The organism is Methanothermobacter tenebrarum (assembly GCF_003264935.1).
Lineage (GTDB): Archaea > Methanobacteriota > Methanobacteria > Methanobacteriales > DSM-23052 > Methanothermobacter_A > Methanothermobacter_A tenebrarum_A.
The window spans coordinates 28,911-48,832 of sequence record NZ_QLOE01000012.1 but is presented as its reverse complement, the minus strand read 5'-3'; the positions used below and the strand labels follow the sequence as shown (position 1 = coordinate 48,832).

General features: G+C 40.9%; 16 protein-coding genes. 9 read left to right on the top strand and 7 right to left on the bottom strand.

The genetic code is table 11. The features are described from left to right. Window positions 1-1,370, top strand: a 1,370-nt coding sequence (locus DPC56_RS07710) for a pseudomurein-binding repeat-containing protein (RefSeq protein ID WP_281267931.1), incomplete at its 5' end; no start/stop codon positions are given. On the opposite strand, the gene moaA is transcribed toward DPC56_RS07710, so the two are convergent. Both moaA and mobB read right to left on the bottom strand, forming a co-directional pair. After that, window positions 1,367-2,302, bottom strand: a complete 936-nt coding sequence (moaA, locus tag DPC56_RS07705) for a GTP 3',8-cyclase MoaA (protein ID WP_112094498.1) — start codon at window positions 2,300-2,302, stop codon at window positions 1,367-1,369. The genes DPC56_RS07710 and moaA overlap by 4 nt on opposite strands. Window positions 2,303-2,304: 2 nt before the next feature. Further along, the gene (mobB, locus tag DPC56_RS07700; protein ID WP_112094497.1) at window positions 2,305-2,988 is read right to left on the bottom strand and encodes a molybdopterin-guanine dinucleotide biosynthesis protein B; all 684 of its coding nucleotides are present in this window, start codon (window positions 2,986-2,988) and stop codon (window positions 2,305-2,307) included. A gap of 76 nt (window positions 2,989-3,064) precedes the next feature. Here mobB and fdhF point away from each other — a divergent pair, with 76 nt between their 5' ends. The 8 genes from fdhF to DPC56_RS07660 all read left to right on the top strand — a co-directional run bounded on the left by fdhF (window position 3,065) and on the right by DPC56_RS07660 (window position 11,845). Then, window positions 3,065-5,719: a formate dehydrogenase subunit alpha gene (gene fdhF / locus DPC56_RS07695; protein WP_112094496.1), complete on the top strand. Its 2,655-nt coding sequence runs from the start codon at window positions 3,065-3,067 to the stop codon at window positions 5,717-5,719. A gap of 107 nt (window positions 5,720-5,826) precedes the next feature. Then, window positions 5,827-6,282, top strand: a complete 456-nt coding sequence (locus DPC56_RS07690) for a helix-turn-helix domain-containing protein (RefSeq protein WP_112094495.1) — start codon at window positions 5,827-5,829, stop codon at window positions 6,280-6,282. Beyond that, window positions 6,282-7,334 carry a tungsten-dependent formylmethanofuran dehydrogenase subunit FwdF gene (gene fwdF / locus DPC56_RS07685; RefSeq protein ID WP_112094494.1) on the top strand — a complete coding sequence of 351 codons (1,053 nt, stop codon included), beginning with the start codon at window positions 6,282-6,284 and terminating at the stop codon, window positions 7,332-7,334. The genes DPC56_RS07690 and fwdF overlap by 1 nt, the downstream gene beginning before the upstream one ends. A 14-nt stretch (window positions 7,335-7,348) precedes the next feature. After that, window positions 7,349-7,597, top strand: coding sequence for a 4Fe-4S binding protein (locus tag DPC56_RS07680; RefSeq protein WP_112094493.1), 249 nt, complete (start codon window positions 7,349-7,351; stop codon window positions 7,595-7,597). Next, window positions 7,594-7,989 carry a tungsten-dependent formylmethanofuran dehydrogenase subunit FwdD gene (fwdD, locus tag DPC56_RS07675; RefSeq protein WP_112094492.1) on the top strand — a complete coding sequence of 132 codons (396 nt, stop codon included), beginning with the start codon at window positions 7,594-7,596 and terminating at the stop codon, window positions 7,987-7,989. Before DPC56_RS07680 ends, fwdD begins: the two co-directional genes overlap by 4 nt. A gap of 12 nt (window positions 7,990-8,001) precedes the next feature. Then, entirely contained in the window at window positions 8,002-9,714 is a 1,713-nt protein-coding gene (gene fwdA, locus DPC56_RS07670) for a tungsten-dependent formylmethanofuran dehydrogenase subunit FwdA (protein WP_112094491.1), read from the top strand. Beyond that, window positions 9,711-10,523, top strand: a complete 813-nt coding sequence (gene fwdC, locus DPC56_RS07665; protein WP_112094490.1) for a tungsten-dependent formylmethanofuran dehydrogenase subunit FwdC — start codon at window positions 9,711-9,713, stop codon at window positions 10,521-10,523. Before fwdA ends, fwdC begins: the two co-directional genes overlap by 4 nt. A gap of 23 nt (window positions 10,524-10,546) precedes the next feature. Then, a complete protein-coding gene (locus DPC56_RS07660) occupies window positions 10,547-11,845 on the top strand; it encodes a formylmethanofuran dehydrogenase subunit B (RefSeq protein WP_112094489.1) in 1,299 nt (432 codons plus the stop codon). A 112-nt stretch (window positions 11,846-11,957) separates the two neighbouring features. Here DPC56_RS07660 and DPC56_RS07655 read toward each other — a convergent pair whose 3' ends face one another. From DPC56_RS07655 to ileS, 5 genes are all read right to left on the bottom strand, one after another. Then, complete coding sequence (locus DPC56_RS07655; RefSeq protein WP_112094488.1) at window positions 11,958-12,245, bottom strand: DUF2097 domain-containing protein; 288 nt, start codon at window positions 12,243-12,245, stop codon at window positions 11,958-11,960. Window positions 12,246-12,251: 6 nt separating this feature from the next. Continuing rightward, window positions 12,252-13,961: a DUF128 domain-containing protein gene (locus DPC56_RS07650; protein WP_181454427.1), complete on the bottom strand. Its 1,710-nt coding sequence runs from the start codon at window positions 13,959-13,961 to the stop codon at window positions 12,252-12,254. 78 nt (window positions 13,962-14,039) lie between these two features. Continuing rightward, entirely contained in the window at window positions 14,040-14,609 is a 570-nt protein-coding gene (locus tag DPC56_RS07645) for a diacylglycerol/polyprenol kinase family protein (RefSeq protein WP_112094486.1), read from the bottom strand. Between the two features lie 27 nt (window positions 14,610-14,636). Then, a complete protein-coding gene (gene purL, locus DPC56_RS07640) occupies window positions 14,637-16,778 on the bottom strand; it encodes a phosphoribosylformylglycinamidine synthase subunit PurL (protein ID WP_112094485.1) in 2,142 nt (713 codons plus the stop codon). A gap of 12 nt (window positions 16,779-16,790) precedes the next feature. Next, complete coding sequence (gene ileS, locus DPC56_RS07635) at window positions 16,791-19,913, bottom strand: isoleucine--tRNA ligase (RefSeq protein WP_112094484.1); 3,123 nt, start codon at window positions 19,911-19,913, stop codon at window positions 16,791-16,793. Window positions 19,914-19,922 lie beyond the last annotated feature (9 nt).

Here is a 19,922-nt window from a genome sequence, read left to right as displayed (position 1 = left end):
GCATTGGCAAAATAAACTACCAAAGCCTAATCTACGCCTACAGCAGGATAATAAACTTCTACAACACCAACGGAAGACTACCAAGTTCTGTGACAATAAAAAATGTGAAAATCAGCACTATACCAAGTACATCAACGCCCCAGTTATCATATAATGAGATATCTTCAATTGCTAGAGCAATAACAAGTTATGTAAGTCAAAATTGTGGGATACCCTCCAAGATCGTGGTAAACAATAGGAACATAACATCAGATGATTACTTATACGCTGCAGTAACCACAACAATAAACTTAAACATTAACCAGAAAATAAGTGTACCTATTAATAATTATAAATCGCCGACGGATCCATTGAAGACCACAGCGATTGGGACGCTAACAAAGACAGAATATTTGCAAATGGCCCAAAGCATCAAAAAATTCATGGAAACCAACAAAAGATCCCCTGATTATGTTAGTACGAGCATTGGTAAAGTAAACTACCAAAGCCTAATCTACGCCTACAGCAGGATAATAAACTTCTACAACACCAACGGAAGACTACCAAATTACGTGACAGTAATTAATATAAAAAATAATGAAGGTCCAATAGCACATGGTGCGATATGGGTTCATGCTTATACCATGGACAAGGTTAATTTCGCCGCCCTTAAGAATAAGGGTATAACAGATATATTCTTGGAACAGCAGGCCTTCACCAAGATGGAATATAGGACTGCGCTTCTGAACTTCCTTAAAGGCGCTTCAGATGCTGGTATTCGTGTAAGTGCATGGGTAATCTGTCTGCGAGAAAACGGTGATTGGGTTGATCCCACAAATGAATCCCATATTGAAAAATTGATAAACAGGGTTCAAGAGCTTCTAAGTTTTCAGGGTGTTGGTGGTATCCACCTTGACTATATCCGCTATCCAGGAACTGCCTATAAGTTCCCAAATGCGACAGATATTATAACAGGAGTGGTTCAGAGAATATATGAGACCGTGAAAAGCGTTAATCCAGCGATTCTAGTATCAGCGGCGCTAATGCCAGAAGAAACATCAAATGCTTACCTTTATGGCCAGGATTACGGTCGGCTTGCGCCATATCTTGACGTGCTCATCCCAATGGCATACAAGGGTAACTATTATGAGACAACAGCTTGGATAGAAGAAGTGACAGAGTATGTGAAGAACAGGTGCGGCGGGAAAGAAGTGTGGACAGGTTTACAAACTTATAGATCAGATTCCGATCCAACACCAATCCCCAAAGCGGAGCTTGAATCGGATATAATGGCCGCGTTTAATGGTGGGGCAACTGGCTACGTGCTTTTCAGGTATGGTCTCATCGATAGTAGTTTCTGGGATGGGAATCCATACTATCTACCAAATTAGGGGTTTCCCTTTTTATTTTTTTGATAATATGGGTATCTGTTTTTTATTGCTTTAATGAATAATCTGCGGAGTTTTTCTAGGTTATCTTCCTGAAGCGCTTTTTTCATGTCAATGAGATTGTCGTTTCTCAAGAGGCATGGTTTTAATTTGCCGTCTGGGGTTATTCTCATCCTTGTACAGTTTTCACAAAATCGTGTATTGTCCATTGGTCTTACGATTTCGATTTCCCCACCATTGATATAATATTTTCTCCTATCTTGCATGAATTTCCTAGTTTTCACTTTATCAGCTATTTTGGAGAGTTTTTTTTCGATTTCGGCGAGGTTATAATGGTATTTTTCAAAACCATTACCTGGGCATTGCTCTGTGGTTAAAAGTTCGATGAGTTGGAGTATGGCTCCTTGTTGATGGCAGAATTTGAACATGTCCCAGATTTCATGTGAATTTATATTTTTCATCATTACCATGTTAACCTTGATTGGGTATAGGCCTGCTTTAACTGCGGCTTTTATACCAGCTTTAACTTTCTCTAGGTGGTTTTTACCCGTTATGAACTTGTATGTGTTGGAATCGAGCGTGTCAAGGCTCACGTTGACTCTATTAAGGCCGGCTTCTTTGAGTCTGGAACTGTATTCTTCAAGTAGTGTGCCGTTGGTAGTGAGTGATATGTCTTTGAATCCTATGGTGCTGATTTTTTCTATTATTGTGATTATATCATCCCTGAGCAACGGTTCGCCACCTGATAGTCTTATTTTGGTTATACCTAATCGGGATGCGACTTTACATGCTTTTTCTATTTCATCTGCTGTCATCTCCTGGGAACTGGGGACTATACCATCTTTATGACAATAGAAACAATTTAAGTTGCATTTTGTAGTTATTGAGATCCTTAATGATGTTACCGGCCTGTTATAGTTGTCATAGATTTTCATTTTCACCATTTTATTATGATCTCTATTTTGTCAATTTCGGTTTCTTCTCTTTGAAGAGATTTAACCATCCCAGTAATGGTCTCTGACATGATTTTTTGGACAAAGGGGTTGAGTGGTATTGGATTGCCATTTATGCGTAACATTGCCCTTTTGAATTGGCTTTTACAATTAACATCATCTGCATCCCCTTTAACCTTTGCCCGTGCAAATTCTTCGCAAGATTCGAAACCGCACTTTCCACAATTTAGGCCTAATAGGAGGCCATAGGTTCTTTTTTCTGTTAATTGTAGTATTTCTTTGAATTCTTCGTCTTTGAGGGAGAATGGATCTACTTTTTTTATGGTGAATTCATTTTCTATAGATGTGGATATGTTGGCAAATTCCATTTTTTTGAATCCTTCTATGATTAGGAAATCTATTTCTTCTATAAATGGTATTGTTGATATTATCCATTTGATATTCTTTTCTTTTGGGGAGAGGAAAAATGTTTCTTTTCCCGCTCCTATGACTAATTTCGCCCCTGCCTTGCGGTGTATTTCAGTATCTTTACCTGGAAAGTCAAATCTTCCATGAGTATGTTTTATTGTTCCGACCTTATAGCCTTTGTCGGTCAATCCTTTTATTAACCTTGTTACAAGCGTTGTTTTACCAGTGTCTTTTGTGCCTATTATGCCAAGTATCTTCATAGGGTCACCAGGACAAAGATTTATTTTTAGATAAAGATAAATTTTCTCAATCAAATAAAAAATTTTAAGGATTTTTATGAAGAAGAAAATAGAGATTATCCTGGATGGCCAGAGTATTAGAGTAGATGAGGGTAAAAGTATATTGGATGCTGCATTGGAAAACAATATATACATACCCCATCTTTGTTTCAGGCCGGGTTTGGATGCTTTTGGCGCTTGTAGGTTGTGTCTAGTTGAGACCTCTGACGGCAGACTTGTAACTGCATGTGAAACCCGGGTAGAGGATGGTATGGAAGTAACATCTGATTCTGATAGGCTTAACAGGATTAGGAAGGTTATAGTTTCCCTGTTAATAAATGAACATGATGGGGATTGTCTTAAATGTCCTAAATCTGGAGAATGTAAATTAGAGAATGTATCTTCTTATCTTGGTATTAATGCCGAGAATTTGGCAAAATTGAGGGAACTTAAAATTGACAATTCAATTGATGATTCTAACCCATTCTTCCTGAAGGATAATGGTAAGTGCATACTCTGCGGTTTATGCGTCCAATCATGTGATATTATAGGTGTAAATGCAATAGATTTCGCATTCAGAGGCGCCAAAACCAAGATTAGTACATTCATGGATAAACCTTTATTAGATTCATCTTGTGTATCTTGTGGTGAATGTGTTGAAACTTGTCCAGTTGGGGCCCTTGTAAAGAAATCAGAGAAACCATCAAGAGAAGTTAAAACAGTATGTCCATACTGTGGTGTGGGTTGTGGAATCTACCTTGGAATCAGGGGTAATAGGATTGTCAGTGCAAGGGGGGATCCTAAAAATCCGGTTAACAATGGCAGACTTTGCGTAAAGGGGAGATTCGCCTTAAATTTCGTTAACAGCATTGAAAGATTAGAAAAACCTCTCATAAAGGAAGATGGCGAGTTCAAAGAGGTTGAATGGGATGAAGCTATTTCATTCATAGCAGATAAACTTTCAAAATATAATGGGGATGAATTTGCAGCCATAGCCTCTGCAAAGTGTACTAATGAAGAAAATTATCTGCTGCAGAAATTTACAAGGACTGTGATGAAGTCCAATAATATAGACCACTGTGCAAGACTCTGTCATGCCCCTTCCCTCGTAGCTTTAAAGGAAAGTCTTGGGAGCGGTGCAATGACCAATTCGATCAACGAACTTAAAAAATCCGCTTGCATTTTAGCAATTGGAACCAACACAACCGAAACACACCCAGTAATCGCATATAAGATTATAGAAGCTGTTAAAAATGGTTCAAAGCTTATAGTGGTTAATCCAACAAGGATAGAGCTTGTAAGACATGCTGATATTTACTTAAGGAATAAACCAGGTACTGATGTTCCCCTAATTTTGGGAATGTGCAAGGCCATATTAGAAGAGGATCTTATAGACCACGAATTCATAAAAGAAAGAACTGAAGGATTTGAATCATTCAGGGAATATCTTAGCGGTCTTGAATGGGACGAAATAGAATTATTAACTGGAATATCCCATGATGATATTAGAGAGGCTGGTATACTCTATGCATCTTCCCCCACCGCCTCAATAATCTATGCCATGGGAATAACCCAGCATGTTAATGGGACAGATAATGTCTTTGCACTTAGTAACCTAGCACTGCTAACTGGTAACGTTGGAAGGGTCAATACTGGTATTAACCCACTAAGGGGACAGAATAACGTTCAAGGATCTTCTGATATGGGTGCACTACCAGATATGTACCCAGGTTATCAATCAATTGATAATCATAGGGAAAAATTTGAAAAAAAATGGAATTGCAAACTTCCCACAGAAAAAGGGATAATATTGCCTGAAATTTTTGAAAATGCATGCAAAGGTAAAATAAAAGCATTGTATATCATGGGTGAAAATCCCATTTTAAGCGAACCAGATATAAAGAGTGTGGAAGAAGCCCTTAAAAATATTGAATTTTTAATCGTACAGGACATATTCCCCAGTGAAACTTCAAAATTTGCGGATGTTATTTTACCTGCTTGTTCATTCGCAGAAAAAGATGGTACATTCACAAACACTGAAAGAAGGGTGCAATTGATAAGATCTGCTATTAGACCACCAGGAGATGCTAAACCTGACTGGTGGATCATATCCAAGATCGCTAAGAAAATGGGGGCCGCTGGTTTCGAATTCGAAAATCCTAGGGAAATATTTAATGAGATAAGAGAAGTTGTACCATCATATAGCGGCATATCATATAAAAGACTAGAAAGTGAGGGAATACAATGGCCTTGTAGAAGTGAAGAGGATCCAGGGTCTACTTTTCTTTATAAGGATGGTTTTACACGGGAAAATGGTAGAGCAAAGTTCATTTTACCCTCATTAAAGTTATTTGAGACTCCTGACAAGGATTATCCCTTCATGCTCATTACAGGTAGAAGTTTATATCAGTATCATACAAGAACCATGACGAGTAAAGTCAGGGGCCTTGAAAAATTTAAGGATTGGAAGTTTCTTGAGATGAATCCTGTCGATGGGGAGAGGCTAGGAGTCCGTGAAGGCGATTTTGTTTTGGTTAAGTCAAGGCGAGGGGCTGTTAAGGCGAAGGTAAAATTTAATGAAGCTTTAATGGAGGGTGTTGCTTTTATGAGTTTCCATTTTGCTCTTGTCAATTGTCTTACAAGTTCTGTGAGGGATCCTCTTTCTGGGATGCCTGCTTTAAAGGTTTCTTGTGTTGATTTAATCCCACAATAGTACGTGTACATACCACACAATAGTATATATAATTTTCTATTTTTTCTTGGTAGAAATATTTTAAATAAAATAATCATAAAAGTGTGATTAGCACACATGGTGACCCGATGCCAAAACATATAATTTCAGGACTCAGGTACCTTGCAGCAATAAACTTGACAAAACAGGGACACACACAAAAAGAGGTAGCCAATAAACTAGGCATCAACAGATCCACAGTTTCCCACTACCTAAACGGCAGAAACCTTTCAATAAAATCGATAGAAGTCGCAAAGGTGATAACGGAATTATGCCCAAGGGACTTCCTACTTCTAACCTACGCCCTCTTACAGGACACAAATAAAACAAGAACAATAATCAAAGCTTGCCAAAAAAGAAAATTCAAAGCCTCAGTGAAAAATTCGTGCATCGGATGCGGAATTTGCATAGACAGTTGCCTTATGAAAGCCATAAAACTAAATGAACTAAAAGCAGAAATCAACCCTAAATGGTGTTGTGGTTGCCTCATATGTGTTGAAATGTGTCCGACAAATTCTATAGAAATTGAGGAGGTAGAAGATTGATGGAGACTACAGAAGTAATAGAGGAAGGGGGGAACATCACAGTTGAAAGAGCCGGCGAAGAAACGCGAAAATTGTCTTTCAACAACGGTCTCTGCGCAGTCTGCGGATTATGTGAAGAAATATGCCCAGTAGAAGCAATTGAAGTCAACCCCACAGGTGCCATGATCAGGACAGAACAAGAAACAGGTAAAATAACAATAGACGAAGAAAAATGCGTACTATGCGGGATGTGCAGTTCAATATGCCCATTCCAAGCACTAGATCTTCAAATAGATGGCACATCCATAAAAGAAATCCCAGCATATCCACAACTGTTAAAATCTGCCGAAATCGACGAAGAAGAATGCATAAACTGTAAAGCTTGTGAAACAGCATGCCCACAAGACGCCATAACCATAACAAGAGACCTCCCAGAAAGAAAAGATCTAGTCACGGGAGAAATCGAAATAGACAAAGACACATGCATCTACTGCGGAATCTGTGAAGAAATGTGCCCAGCAGACGCCATCGAAATAACCTACGAAGAACCAACATCAATAAACCCAGTTATAGCAAGCGACATCAACGTAGACGAAGACAAATGCGTACACTGTGGAATCTGCAAGAGAGTATGCCCAGTCGACGCAATAATGCAAGTATGTAGAATCTGCCCATACGGAGACTATGAAATAGAAGAACCAGAAATAACAGGAACATCCTACATAGACCCCGAATTATGTGTCAACTGTGGATGGTGCCAAGAAATTTGCCCAGTAGACGCTGCCAAGGTCACAAAACCATTCGAAGGCGAACTAATACTCGACGAAGAAAAATGTCAAGGATGCGAAACATGCGTCATGGTATGCCCATGTAACGTCCTCTCATTCCCCAAACCGGAAAAACCCGGAGAAAAACCCGAAAAGCTCCACAAAGACGAAAAATTCTGCATCTACTGTGGAGCATGCGAAAAATCTTGTCCTGTAGATGCAATAACAGTCAAAAGGACAAACATCAACTACACACCAACCAGATCAAAAGCATGGCAAAATGCATTCGAATCCTTAACAAAATAATGGGGGTTTAACCAATGGCAATCGAATTAAAAGCATACCCAGACCTCTGTCACGGGTGTGGAAACTGCGTCGTAGCATGTCCAGTAAATGCCCTAAGAAGTCCTGAAATCGCAGGAGGTAAAGGACCAACAGAAGACGTAGAAGTTATAATGATAGTAGAAGATGGTGTCATCAACATAAAAAATCCAGATCTTTGCGGAAAATGTGGAACATGCGTTGAAAGCTGTCCCGTAGATGCAATAAGACTGGAGGAATCAGAATGAGAGCAATACTAAATACTGGTAGAACCATATGGCAAGGACAAGCCATAGAAGCCGGGAAAGACCTTAAATTATACGTGGATGCTGCTGCAATAGTCTACATGAACCCCGAGATGATGAGAGAACTGGGAGTAAAAGAAGGCGACAACGTAAAAGTCATCTCAGAATACGGAGACGTTGTCGTTAAAGTTGCCGAAGCAAAAGAAGCCCTACCAGAAGACATGATATACATTCCAATGGGGCCATGGGCCAATCGCGTTGTAAGACCCAACACAGACTCCACAGCAACACCAAGCTTTAAAAACATTCCTGTAGAAGTCATACCAACAGATGAAGAAGTCCTTGACATGCCCACATTAATGAAAAAAGTTTATGGCAAACTCGGTCAAATTTAAGGGAGGATAAAAATGGAGCTTATAATAAAAAACGGATTTGTTTACTGCCCCCTAAACGACATTGACGGGGAAAAGATGGACATATGCGTCAAAGACGGTAAAATCGTTGAAAGCGTCAGCGACGATGCAAAAGTTATCGACGCCTCAGGCAAAATAGTAATGCCTGGAGGTGTGGATCCACACGCACACATAGCAGGCCCAAAAGTCAACATAGGAAGAACCTACAGGCCAGAAGACAGTAAAAAAGCCGCTGCAAAATTTAAAGGTGGAAGAGCCGGGAGCGGATTTTCAGTCCCTTCAACCTTCATGGCAGGATACAATTATGCAAAGATGGGCTATACCACTGCAATGGAAGCTGCAATGCCACCATTACTCGCAAGACACACACACGAAGAATTCCATGACACACCCCTAATAGACCATTCAGCCTACACACTATTCGGTAACAACTGGTTCGTAATGGAATACCTCAAAGAAGGAGATATCGACAGATGCGCAGCATACGCATCATGGCTCCTAAAAGCCACAAAAGGCTACACCATCAAACTTGTGAACCCTGCAGGTACAGAAGCATGGGGATGGGGTGGAAACGTTCATGGCATACACGAACCCGCACCATACTTTGATATCACCCCCGCAGAGATCATAAAAGGACTCGCAGAAGTCAATGAGAAATTAAGAATGCCACATTCAATACACTTACATTGTAACGACCTCGGACACCCTGGTAATTACGAGACAACACTCGCATCCTTTGACGTCCCCAAGGGCATAAAACCCAACCCGGCAGTAGGAAGCAGAGATACAATATTATATGCTACGCACGTACAATTCCATAGTTATGCCGGGACAACATGGAGAGACTTCGAATCAGGAGCCCCAGAAATAGCAGATTATGTGAACAAACATGACCATCTAATCATAGACGTTGGACAAGTAACATTAGATGAAACAACCACCATGACAGCAGATGGTCCAATGGAATACGACCTGCACTCACTAAACGGCCTCAAATGGGCAAACTGTGACGTCGAACTCGAAACCGGTGCAGGTGTAGTCCCATTCTTATACATGCCAAGAGCGCCGGTCCCATCAGTCCAATGGGGGATAGGCCTAGAATTATTCCTATTAATCAAGGATGCTAACAAAGTTTGTCTTACAACAGACCATCCAAACGCCGGCCCATTCACCAGGTACCCAAGGATCAAAGCTTGGCTAATGAGTAACAAATACAGAATGGAATATATAGAAGAGAAATTGCACAGTTGGGCCCAGAGAAGGAGCAGCATAGCCACCATTGACAGAGAATACACATTCTATGAAATAGCCCAAGTTTCAAGATCCACACCAGCAAAAGCCCTTGGATTAAGTGATGTTAAAGGACACCTTGGAGTGGGTGCAGATGCTGATATAGCAATATATGATATCAACCCAGAGACCACAGACCCATCCAACGATTACATGGAAATCGAAAAAGCATTCGAAAATGCAAGCTACGTCCTAAAAGATGGGAAAATAATAGTAAAAGATGGTAACGTTGTCAAGACAAGAGAACATGGAAGAACATACTGGGTTGACACCCAAGTAGAAGAAGACATATACAAAGAAGTCCTAGCTGATGTTGAAAGAAAATTCAAACAATACTATTCTGTAAACCTAGAGAATTATCCTGTACAAGATACATATCTGCCAAAGTCTGCTCCAGTTAAAGGGGTGATGTTATGAGTGAGATAATATTAACTCCTCTAGACCAGCCAGAGGTGCCATTAGAAGCCTCCAACATAAAACCTGACGTATTCGCAGGTAAAACTGTCGAAGAGATCAAAAACATTGAAATACTCCATGGGAACACCCCTGTTAAATTATCAGACTTCTTCGAAGTAACTGGCGAATCATCCGAGAATCCTGCAGACCTCAAAATAATCATTGACGGCGACGTTGACAGGACAAAGAGGATAGGAGAAGGGATGAGCGCCGGCGAAATCCTCATAAAAGGCGATGTCAACATGTATGTCGGCGCTGAGATGAAAGGTGGTAAAATAACAGTTGAAGGAAACGCCGGACCATGGGCAGGGCAAACCATGATGGGTGGCGAACTAGAAATCCTAGGAGATGCTGGAGACTATGTAGGATCCTCATACCGTGGAGACTGGAGAGGCATGCAAGGCGGCACCATAATAGTCCATGGAAACGCTGGTAACGAGATCGGAGAATACATGAACGGTGGCAAAATCATCATCAAAGGCGACGTGAACATAATGACAGGAATACACATGAACAATGGACTTATCATAGTCGAAGGAGACGCTATTGCTAGGGTCGGTGCCGAAATGGCTGGAGGAACAATAGTAGTAAAAGGTATAGTCAACGAATTCCTCCCAGGATTCGAATACCTAGGCGTTGAAAAAGATATTGAAGTAGATGGACAAACAATACCCGGAGCTTTCTACAAGTTCCTAGGAGATCATGCTATTAAAGGCGCGAAAGGGACAGTATACGTGGCTGTTAGAGGTAACGGCCATATAGTCCCATAAGAGGCCAAGATGGAGGTATCGTCATGGAATATGTTAAAAATGTTGTCTGCCCCTTCTGCGGAACCCTATGTGACGACATCATATGTAAAGTAGAAAACAATGAAATAGTAGGTACTATAAACGCTTGCAGAATCGCTCACAACAAGTTCGTACATACAAAGGGTGCAACACGCTATACAAAACCACTCATAAGGAAAAATGGGGAACTAATCGAAGTAACTTATGATGAAGCAATAGAAAAAGCCGCTGAGATCCTTGCAGAAGCCAAAAGACCCCTATTATATGGTTGGAGTTCTACTGAATGTGAAGCGCATGCTGTGGGCATGGAATTAGCAGAGGAAACAGGAGCAGTCATCGACAACACAGCATCTGTATGCCATGGTCCTTCAGTACTAGCACTACAGGACGTGGGATACCCCACATGTACACTCGGGGAAGTTAAAAACAGAGCAGATGTTATAGTCTACTGGGGATGCAACCCAATGCACGCCCACCCAAGACACATATCACGGCATGTATTCTCCAGAGGATTCTTCAGGGAACGTGGCAGACCTGACAGGACAGTCATCGTAGTAGATCCCAGGGAAACAGACACCGCAAAACTTGCAGACATCCACTTACAGGTAGAATTCGACAGGGACTATGAACTTATCGATGCAATGAGAGCATACCTATTAGGACATGAAATACTATACGAGGAAGTGGCAGGAATACCAAGAGAAACCATCGAAGAAGCAGTTGAAATCATGAAAAACGCCCAATTCGGGATACTATTCTGGGGTATGGGCCTAACCCAGAGTAGAGGAAAACACAGGAACATTGACACGGCCATTATGCTAACCGAAGACTTGAACGACTTTGGTAAATTCAACCTAATACCAATGAGAGGCCATTATAATGTTACCGGATTCAACCAGGTGGCTTCTTGGGAGAGCGGATTCCCATACTGTGTCGACTTTTCAGCTGGCGAACCAAGATACAACCCTGGGGAGACTGGTGCGAATGATCTACTCCAGAACAGGGAAGCAGATGCATTGATGGTTATAGCATCTGACCCTGGGGCTCATTTCCCACAGAAGGCTGTTGAATACATGACAGAGATCCCAGTGATAGCTGTTGAACCCCACAGGACTCCAACAACGGAATTAGCAGATATTATAATCCCACCAGCTATCGTCGGCCTTGAAGCAGAGGGCACAGCTTATAGGATGGAAGGCGTGCCTATAAGGATGAGAAAAGTCGTTGAAACAGACCTATTACCAGATAAAGAAATTGTGGAGAAAATCCTAGAAAAAGTGAGGGAGATAAAAGCATCCAAATAAAACTCCCTTTATTTTATATTTTTTTATATGGGGTGTCTGTTAAGCATATGACATAATAATGATACAACAACAAAACCTACTAATATTATAGAGATTATTTGGAATGTTTGACTCATTCTTGACCCTCCTCATCCACTGCCTCTATTATGCAGACATTACCTTCACATTCGTGTTCTAGTTCTATGAGATAATCCTTGAGTTTTTCCACGTCGATTGTTGTAAGTCCTTTTATCATTTCACTGTCAATTTTTACTTGTATGATACCATTGTTGTTTGTTATAACTTCCCCTGGGATATATACCCTGCCAAGGGACAATCTTACAATGTCTCCAGGTTTTACTTCCTCTTTTATGTAACGGCAGAGTTCTTCACATGTTGCACATCTTTTTTCGGTTTCCATATATTATCACCTTATTTCTCTATCTTCTTTGATGGTAAAAAAGTTATCTATATCCATGAGTGATTCAATGGCTTTAACTTTCACATCCACTCCATTTTCCTTTATCGCTGCAATGGGGTTTAAACCGCCTGGTGTGACGATGCCCACTTTATATCTTCCAACCTTGGCATTATAGAGGATCTCGTTTGTTTTACCAACCTTGAAAATGTTGAATCCAGCTTCTTTGAGTTTCTCCGTCACCTTTAGGGTTTTTTCCCTTGCAATATAAGGTATCTCCCTCAAACTTGCCAGTATCCTATCAGATTCGCTGTGAGGGTCATATACTTTTGTCATGCCCTTTGAAATGTATATTTCATGGGGTTCGACTGATGATCCACTATATGCTGTAAGTTCAACAAACCTTCGCATGCCATCTTTTATCTCGAGTAATCCACTATAGGTGGGTGTTGACATTATGCCACTGTTTATGAGAACTCCATCAACTGTTAAACTACATATAGTAGCTATGCCTACTTTGTCCCCTTCTAATTCCATGATCCTAAAATAGGGTGATGTTAAGTATTCTGGTTTTTCCTCGCACACCCTTCGGATAATTGTAAGGGCCCTGTCAAGGTCTTCTTTTTTTAAAATTGAAATGTTAGTTATAACTTTTCCTCTTATTGTATCAGGGTCAAAATCTACTTTTTGTATTAGATTCCATGCCTTGGTTAATAGGATTTTAATCTTTTCTTTACTGGGCTTTTTTGGCTTTTTTAACAATTTTCTGGGGCGTGTAACTAAATCTAGTTTGTTAAATTCTAGTAGGGTCTCGGCCATTTTAATACTAATATTATAGCCTGCCTCTTGGGCTGCGCAGAGGGGTGTTATACCTCCTATGATCGCTATTCCGACCATTCCATCATCTACTGGTATGCCTAGGATGTTTTCCCCGGCTTCGCCTATCTTGAGGACTCCCCCGATGTTCATCTTTTGGAGTTTATACAATATTCTTAGGGCTTTTTTGCGGCCTGTTTCTGGTACGAGGCGGAAGTTGGCGGGTATCATCCCTTCGCCATGTTTTATCACATTGAGGACTGATGTCATCTCCCTTGCTGTGAAGGCTTCAAGTGGCATCATTGAAGTCTTTTTATATGCTATGAGTTCTGTAAACCTTCTTGGCGTATGATCTTTTATTTCAACTAATCCTGCGAAGGTTGGGATTATGGGTATGCCCTCTTTGAGGAGTAGACCATCGATTGTGGTGCCACATACTGTCATTATCTTATAATTTCCATCTATTTTCTCCAATCTTGCATGTGGACTTACACATAATCCTTCTTTGAAGGCTTTTTTGATAATAGGAAAGGCTCCGGGAGGTATTGTGGATGTGTTTACTACAACCTTCCCTTTACCAGTGTTCGGGTTGAAGCTTGTATTGTGTATCATTTCTTCGAACTTTGAGAATATGAAATCGACTTGGTCGTATACGAGGCCCTTTTCTATTTCTTTTAACCCTTTTTTTGTTATTTTCCGGCCGGAGTATCCTATGCGTTTAGTGAATCCTTTTTCGTCGAGTATGCGCATGTGATATCTGACTGCTCTTTCCCCTAGGTTGTAGCCTTTCTTTTTAAGTTCTTTGGCTATTGCTTTCGCTCCGAGGATCTCTTCGTGTTCGGATAATATCCTTAAAATTTCCATCATTTTCTTGTCGGTTTCCCTAGACACGTTTGACACCATCGCCCACGAAAAAGAATAAAAAAATTCAATTAAAGTGTATTGTACTTGGTTTTATATATTTTATGGAATTTTTTTTGATTAGATAAAGTTTAGATAGAAGATGGACATGCCAACTCCTGCTATTAGGGGTGTGGTGATATTATCCTCTATGGGAGTATATGCTTCTACTAATGATCCTATGAACGCTCCAATAAAAGCTATTGGGGGGTTCACTTGTGTTAATGCTCCGATGAATCCTATGAATATGAATGCGATGGAACCTTCAAATGTTTTATTGGGCTTGTATGGTAGTGGGTGTTTGCCATAGAGTTTACCGATGAGGGTAGATGCAGCATCACCGATTGTTAGAATGAGTATGGCGGCGTTTGCAATGGGAATATACGACCCGAAAAAGGCGTAGGTGAGGGCTAAGCCTATAAAATAGTATATGAATCCTCTTTCACTAGTATCTCTGCGGCAAGTTCTTAATAGTCGTGAAAATAGAGGTATGGGGCGTCTGAGGTCGTATCGGCGGATGGTCTCTCCTATAACTGCTGCTAGGATGCCGAGTAGAATAAGGTTTTTAACTCCGATCCAAGGCTGTATTATCACGAATATTATGCCAGTAGCATGTATAGCTTGTCTTAGGATTTCTCGCTTATGTCTCAAATAAAACACCAAAAAAATTGGGGGATTTTACATGTACCTTTCTATCACTCCATGATATGTCTCCTGTAATTTCTCTACTGGGACTTTAAAGTCATCTACTTGGAAATTATCGCCACCAACGGTGCCTATAACTGAAGATGGTACCCCTATATTTGCTATTATATCATGGGCTATTTCTTCTTTCACTGTTATAATATACCGGCCATGTGATTCTGAAAATAGGAGTTGATGTTGATTTTTGCAATTGTTCGGGATTTTCATGGTATTGATCTTGGCTCCTAGACCTGATTTTATGCTCATCTCTGCTAATGCCACTCCTAATCCGCCCTTAGAACAATCATGTATTGCCGTAACACCATCACCAAACTTTTCTATAATGTTACGAATGGATTCTGCGGCCTTTAATTCATCCTTGAACTTTACAATTGGCGGTTCTCCTGTTACGAGTCCGTGCACTCTCTTATAATATTCGGATCCTCCCAGTTCCTCCCTTGTGGAACCAACGATTATAATCTTGTCATTCTCTCCTTTAAAATCCATTGTCTTTATATTGTCAAGTTTCAGGGAGCCCACAACCCCTACTACTGGTGAGGGGTTAACCGTAACTCCTTCTGTCTCATTGTAAAAACTTACATTACCACTTATAACTGGGGTATTAAATGTCCTTGCAGCCTTTGCCATGCCTTTAACGCATTCTCTGAATTCCCAGAATACAGTGGGTTTTTCAGGGTTTCCAAAATTAAGACAATCCACTATGCAAAGTGGCCAAGCACCCATTGAAACCACATTTCTTATGGCTTCTGCCACTGAACCTGCACCGCCATGGTATGGGTCGAGTTTTGTATGTATACTATTAGAATCTACTGTGAGTGCTATCCCATTTTCTTTATCAATTCTTAGGACCGCTGCATCATCCCCAGGTTTGACCACGGTCCTGATTTGGACTTCATGATCGTATTGTCGATAAACCCATTCTTTACTTACAATGTTAGGTGAAGATAAAACCTTTAAGAGGGCCTCTTTGAGTGGTGGATGTTCTACTTTTATACTTTCTCGTGTGTATGTTGGTCTTCTGGCTTCTCTTATGATAACTGGCGGATCTGCGAGGAGTTTGGCTGGTAAATCCGCGATTACTTCACCACCTTTTATTACTTTCATTCTTTTGTCATCTGTGACTTTGCCTATTATGGCCGCTGGGAGCTCATATTTTTCACATATCCTCATGGCTTTTTCTATGTTTTCTGGTTTTATTACGAAGAGCATTCTTTCTTGGGATTCTGATAACATTATCTCATAGGGTGTCATCCCCTCTTCACGTAAAGGTATCTTTTCTAGTTCTACTATTGCACCATTATCGCATTTTGCAACTATCTCTGAAATGCAACAGGTGAGCCCGCCCCCACCAAGGTCTTTGACTCCTGAAACTTCCACTTTATCCATTATTTCAAGACTAGCCTCTAAAACCATCTTCTTTGTGAACGGATCCCCTATTTGTACTGCTGGCCTGTCCTCTATCTCTGATGAACTTGTTAGTTCTTCTGATGCGAATGTGACCCCATGTATCCCATCTCTGCCTGTTCTACCACCCATTAATAGGAATACCTCACCTGGGTTAGGTGCTGTGGCCCTTTTTATCTTATCTTTTTTAACGAGGCCGACGCACATGACATTTACTAGTGGATTGAATTTGAAGTTTTCATCGAATTCAACTTCACCAGCTACTGTGGGGACTCCCACTCTATTCCCATAATCTGATATTCCTTTCACGACGTTTTCGAAAAGGTATCTTGATTTTTGGTCTTCTAGGTATCCGAAGTGCAAGGAGTCTAATAGGGCTATGGGCATGGCCCCCATTGAAAGTATATCGCGTAGTATTCCACCTATTCCCGTGCCGGCGCCACCATATGGTTCTATGGCTGAAGGGTGATTATGGCTTTCTATTCCGACTGCTAGTGCTAGTTCTGGTGTTACTTCCACAACTCCTGCATCGTCTCCTGGCCCGATTATGACCTTTTCGCCTTCTGTGGGGAATAGTTTGAGTATGGGCCTGCTGCTTTTATATGAGCAGTGCTCTGAGAACATGACGTCGAGCATCCCATATTCGAGTGGATTGGGTTCTCTCCCAAGCTTTTTTTTTATAAATTCGATTTCTTCATCAGTTAAAACCATTTTAACACCGGTTCATAATTTGGAGATTGATATGGTAAGTCTTTCATCTGATATATTCCACTTTTTAGCGTATCCTATCTTTTCTCCTTTAAATGATAATGTTTCTGCTCTCACTTCATTTTTAATGAACTCTTTGTGGGGTTCCACAAGGTTTTTGAATTTGTTGCTACAGTTAACATCGACTTTAATGTGTGCTTCAACATCGAGGTCTAGGTCTTTTCTCATGTCTTGTATTCTGCGTATGAGCTCCCTTGCCATGGCTTCACTTAATATTTCATGGGTTAATTTTGTATCTACGAATACGCTCCCACCATCGAATTTGGCTGTCACTATATCCTCTGGCAATTCTGTCTCGAATATGATATCCTCTTCGCCCAATTGTATCTCTTTGCCCTTGATATTCACTGTGTATACTCCTTCACTTTCTAAGATGGATTTTATACTGGATCCGTCTTTTTCTTGAAGTTTTTTCATTACTAGGGGCATGTCTCCTCTAAGGCGCGGTCCTAGGGTTTTTGGGTTGGGTTTGGCATGTATTTTCATCCTTTCAAACTCCAAGGTCACGTCTAACTCCTTGGTGTTCGCTTGTTCGATAACAACATCCCTAAGTGATTCCACAGCCTTGAGTATCCTTTTGTCCTCAGATACTACTGTTATGTTCTTAACTGGCCATCTGAGCTTGTATTTTGCCTTGTCCCTTGCACGTGCACATGCTTCAATAACATCTCTCACAATATCCATTTTTTCTTCAAGATCCTCATCTATGAGTTCTGGGTTGTATTCCCAGTTTAGCATGTGTATGCTCTCAGGGACGTTTGGATCAGCGCCCCTTACTAAATTCTGGTAAATGTCCTCCGTTAAGTGGGGTGTTATAGGTGCCATTATAGTTATTAGGGTCTTAAGGACATTGTAGAGGGTATAATATGCTGCTATCTTATCTGGGTCTTCCTTTTCGATCCATGTCCTGCTACGTATAAGCCTAACATACCATCTGCTAAGATCCTCTATTATAAAATCGTGTAATTCTCGTGTGGCTTTATGGAATAGGAGTCTCTCAAGTGCGCTTGTCACTTTATCAGCTGCTGAATTTATCCTTGATAGTATCCACTGATCTTCTGGCCTGAATTTAAGTTCTTTTTCATCATGATCATAAGGGTTGAAGCGGTCTAGGACCATATAGGTGGTTGCGAAAACGTAAACGTTCCAGAGAATGTTGAACATCTTATTAATATTTTTAAGTTCTTCCCATACAAATTTAAGATCTTCCCATGGTTTATTGGCCCATAGGAGGTAGAATCTGAGGACGTCAACGCCATATTTTTCGATGACTTCTTCAGGTTCGACCACGTTTCCAAGGGATTTACTCATCTTTCGGCCTTCCTCATCGAGGGTGAAGCCGTGCATTAGTACCTTCTTGTATGGTACTTGGTCGAGTGCTATGACTCCACAGCCAAGCTGTGAATAGAACCAACCCCTTGTCTGGTCATGACCTTCTGTTATGAAATCATACGGGAACCATTTATTGAATAAGCTTTTCTCCTTTGGGTAGTAGAGTGAAGCCCAACCAGCGACCCCGGAGTCGATCCAAACGTCTAATACATCTGGTGTTCTTCTCATTTTTGAACCGCATTCACACTTTAAGATTATCCTGTCCACGTGGGGTCTGTGTATGAAGTCGCCTTTGAGCTCTCCTTGGATCATGTTTTCTTTAAGTTCTTTGATGGATCCTATAACCTTGATTTTACCACATTTTTCACATATCCAAATGGGTAATGGTATCCCCCAATACCTTTGTCTTGATATTGTCCAGTCTTTCGCGTTTTCGATCCAATTGCGGAATCTGCTTTCACCAGCCCAACTTGGGATCCATTCAACCTTCTCGATTTCATCTAACATTTTATCTTTTATTTCTGTGATTTTCAGGAACCATTGTTGGGTTGCAAGGTATATTATTGGTGTCTTACACCTCCAACAGAAACCGTAACGGTGCCTGATGGTACCTGCTTTGAATAGCAGACCTTTTGATTTGAGATCTTGGATGATGGATGGATCGGCATCCTTTACAAATTGGCCCTTGTATTTGCCCGCTTCTTCTTTGAATTTCCCAGCTTCATCTACTGGACAGAATATTGGCAGTCCATACTTTTTACCGATTTCAAAGTCCTCTGGTCCATGGCCTGGGGCTGTGTGCACGCATCCTGTCCCCTCTGTAAGGGTTACATGTTCTCCTACTATGATACGATGTTCAAAATTCTTGTGGTATGGTACTTCTTCCTTGAGGGGGTGCTCATATTTTAATCCTTCAAGTTCACTCCCCTTAACCCTTCCTGTTATCTCGTAATCTTCTAGTATGGTGTCTGCCAGGGACTCTGCCAAAAGGTATGTTTCTTTACCAGCTTTTGCATAGATATAATCAAAATCAGGGTGCACGGTTACTGCCATGTTGGCTGGGAGGGTCCATGGTGTTGTTGTCCATACTAGGATGTAATGATCCTTTTCTTCTAGTGGGAATTTCACGTATATTGAAGGATCTTCCTTTTCATGGTAGTCTATTTCAGCCAGTGCCAAGGCCGTTTCACAACGTGGGCACCATGTTATAACTCGGAGGTCATTTATGAGCAGGTTCTTTTTATGTGCTTGTTTTAGGGTCCACCAACAAGATTCCATGTAATTTGGGTCGAAGGTAATGTAGGGTTTCTCCCAGTCCATCCAAACCCCTAGTCTTTTGAATTGTCCCGTCATTATTTCCTTGTTTTTAATTGCGAATTCTCTACACTTTTCCACGAACTTTTCTATCCCTACTTTCTCTATTTCCTTTTTACTTTTTATGCCGAGGAGCCCTTCTACCTTATGTTCAATTGGGAGTCCGTGAGCATCCCAACCGGCTTGTCTTCTGACATAGAATCCGTTCATGCTCTTGAACCTGAGGTATGCATCCTTTATAATCTTATTCCATGCTGTTCCAAGGTGTATCCTGCCACTGCAATATGGTGGACCGTCTAGGAATGAATATCTTGGTTTATCCTTTCTGAGTCTTTTAATCCGCTCGTAGATGTCCCTTTCTTCCCAGAAGTCTTGGACTTTTTCTTCGATACGGTGCGGTTGATATGTTCTTTCAGCCTCCTGGATTGGCATGATAACTCT

Bases quoted from the DNA above. Each gene is read 5' to 3' on its own strand.
- DPC56_RS07660 (WP_112094489.1), top strand. From the start codon at position 10,547: ATGGAATATGTTAAAAATGTTGTCTGCCCCTTCTGCGGAACCCTATGT.
- mobB (WP_112094497.1), bottom strand. From the start codon at position 2,988: ATGAAGATACTTGGCATAATAGGCACAAAAGACACTGGTAAAACAACG.
- fwdC (WP_112094490.1), top strand. From the start codon at position 9,711: ATGAGTGAGATAATATTAACTCCTCTAGACCAGCCAGAGGTGCCATTA.
- DPC56_RS07655 (WP_112094488.1), bottom strand. From the start codon at position 12,245: ATGGAAACCGAAAAAAGATGTGCAACATGTGAAGAACTCTGCCGTTAC.
- fdhF (WP_112094496.1), top strand. From the start codon at position 3,065: ATGAAGAAGAAAATAGAGATTATCCTGGATGGCCAGAGTATTAGAGTA.
- fwdD (WP_112094492.1), top strand. From the start codon at position 7,594: ATGAGAGCAATACTAAATACTGGTAGAACCATATGGCAAGGACAAGCC.
- fwdF (WP_112094494.1), top strand. From the start codon at position 6,282: ATGGAGACTACAGAAGTAATAGAGGAAGGGGGGAACATCACAGTTGAA.
- ileS (WP_112094484.1), bottom strand. From the start codon at position 19,913: ATGCCAATCCAGGAGGCTGAAAGAACATATCAACCGCACCGTATCGAA.
- DPC56_RS07690 (WP_112094495.1), top strand. From the start codon at position 5,827: ATGCCAAAACATATAATTTCAGGACTCAGGTACCTTGCAGCAATAAAC.
- DPC56_RS07650 (WP_181454427.1), bottom strand. From the start codon at position 13,961: ATGGTGTCAAACGTGTCTAGGGAAACCGACAAGAAAATGATGGAAATT.
- fwdA (WP_112094491.1), top strand. From the start codon at position 8,002: ATGGAGCTTATAATAAAAAACGGATTTGTTTACTGCCCCCTAAACGAC.
- purL (WP_112094485.1), bottom strand. From the start codon at position 16,778: ATGGTTTTAACTGATGAAGAAATCGAATTTATAAAAAAAAAGCTTGGG.
- moaA (WP_112094498.1), bottom strand. From the start codon at position 2,302: ATGAAAATCTATGACAACTATAACAGGCCGGTAACATCATTAAGGATC.
- DPC56_RS07680 (WP_112094493.1), top strand. From the start codon at position 7,349: ATGGCAATCGAATTAAAAGCATACCCAGACCTCTGTCACGGGTGTGGA.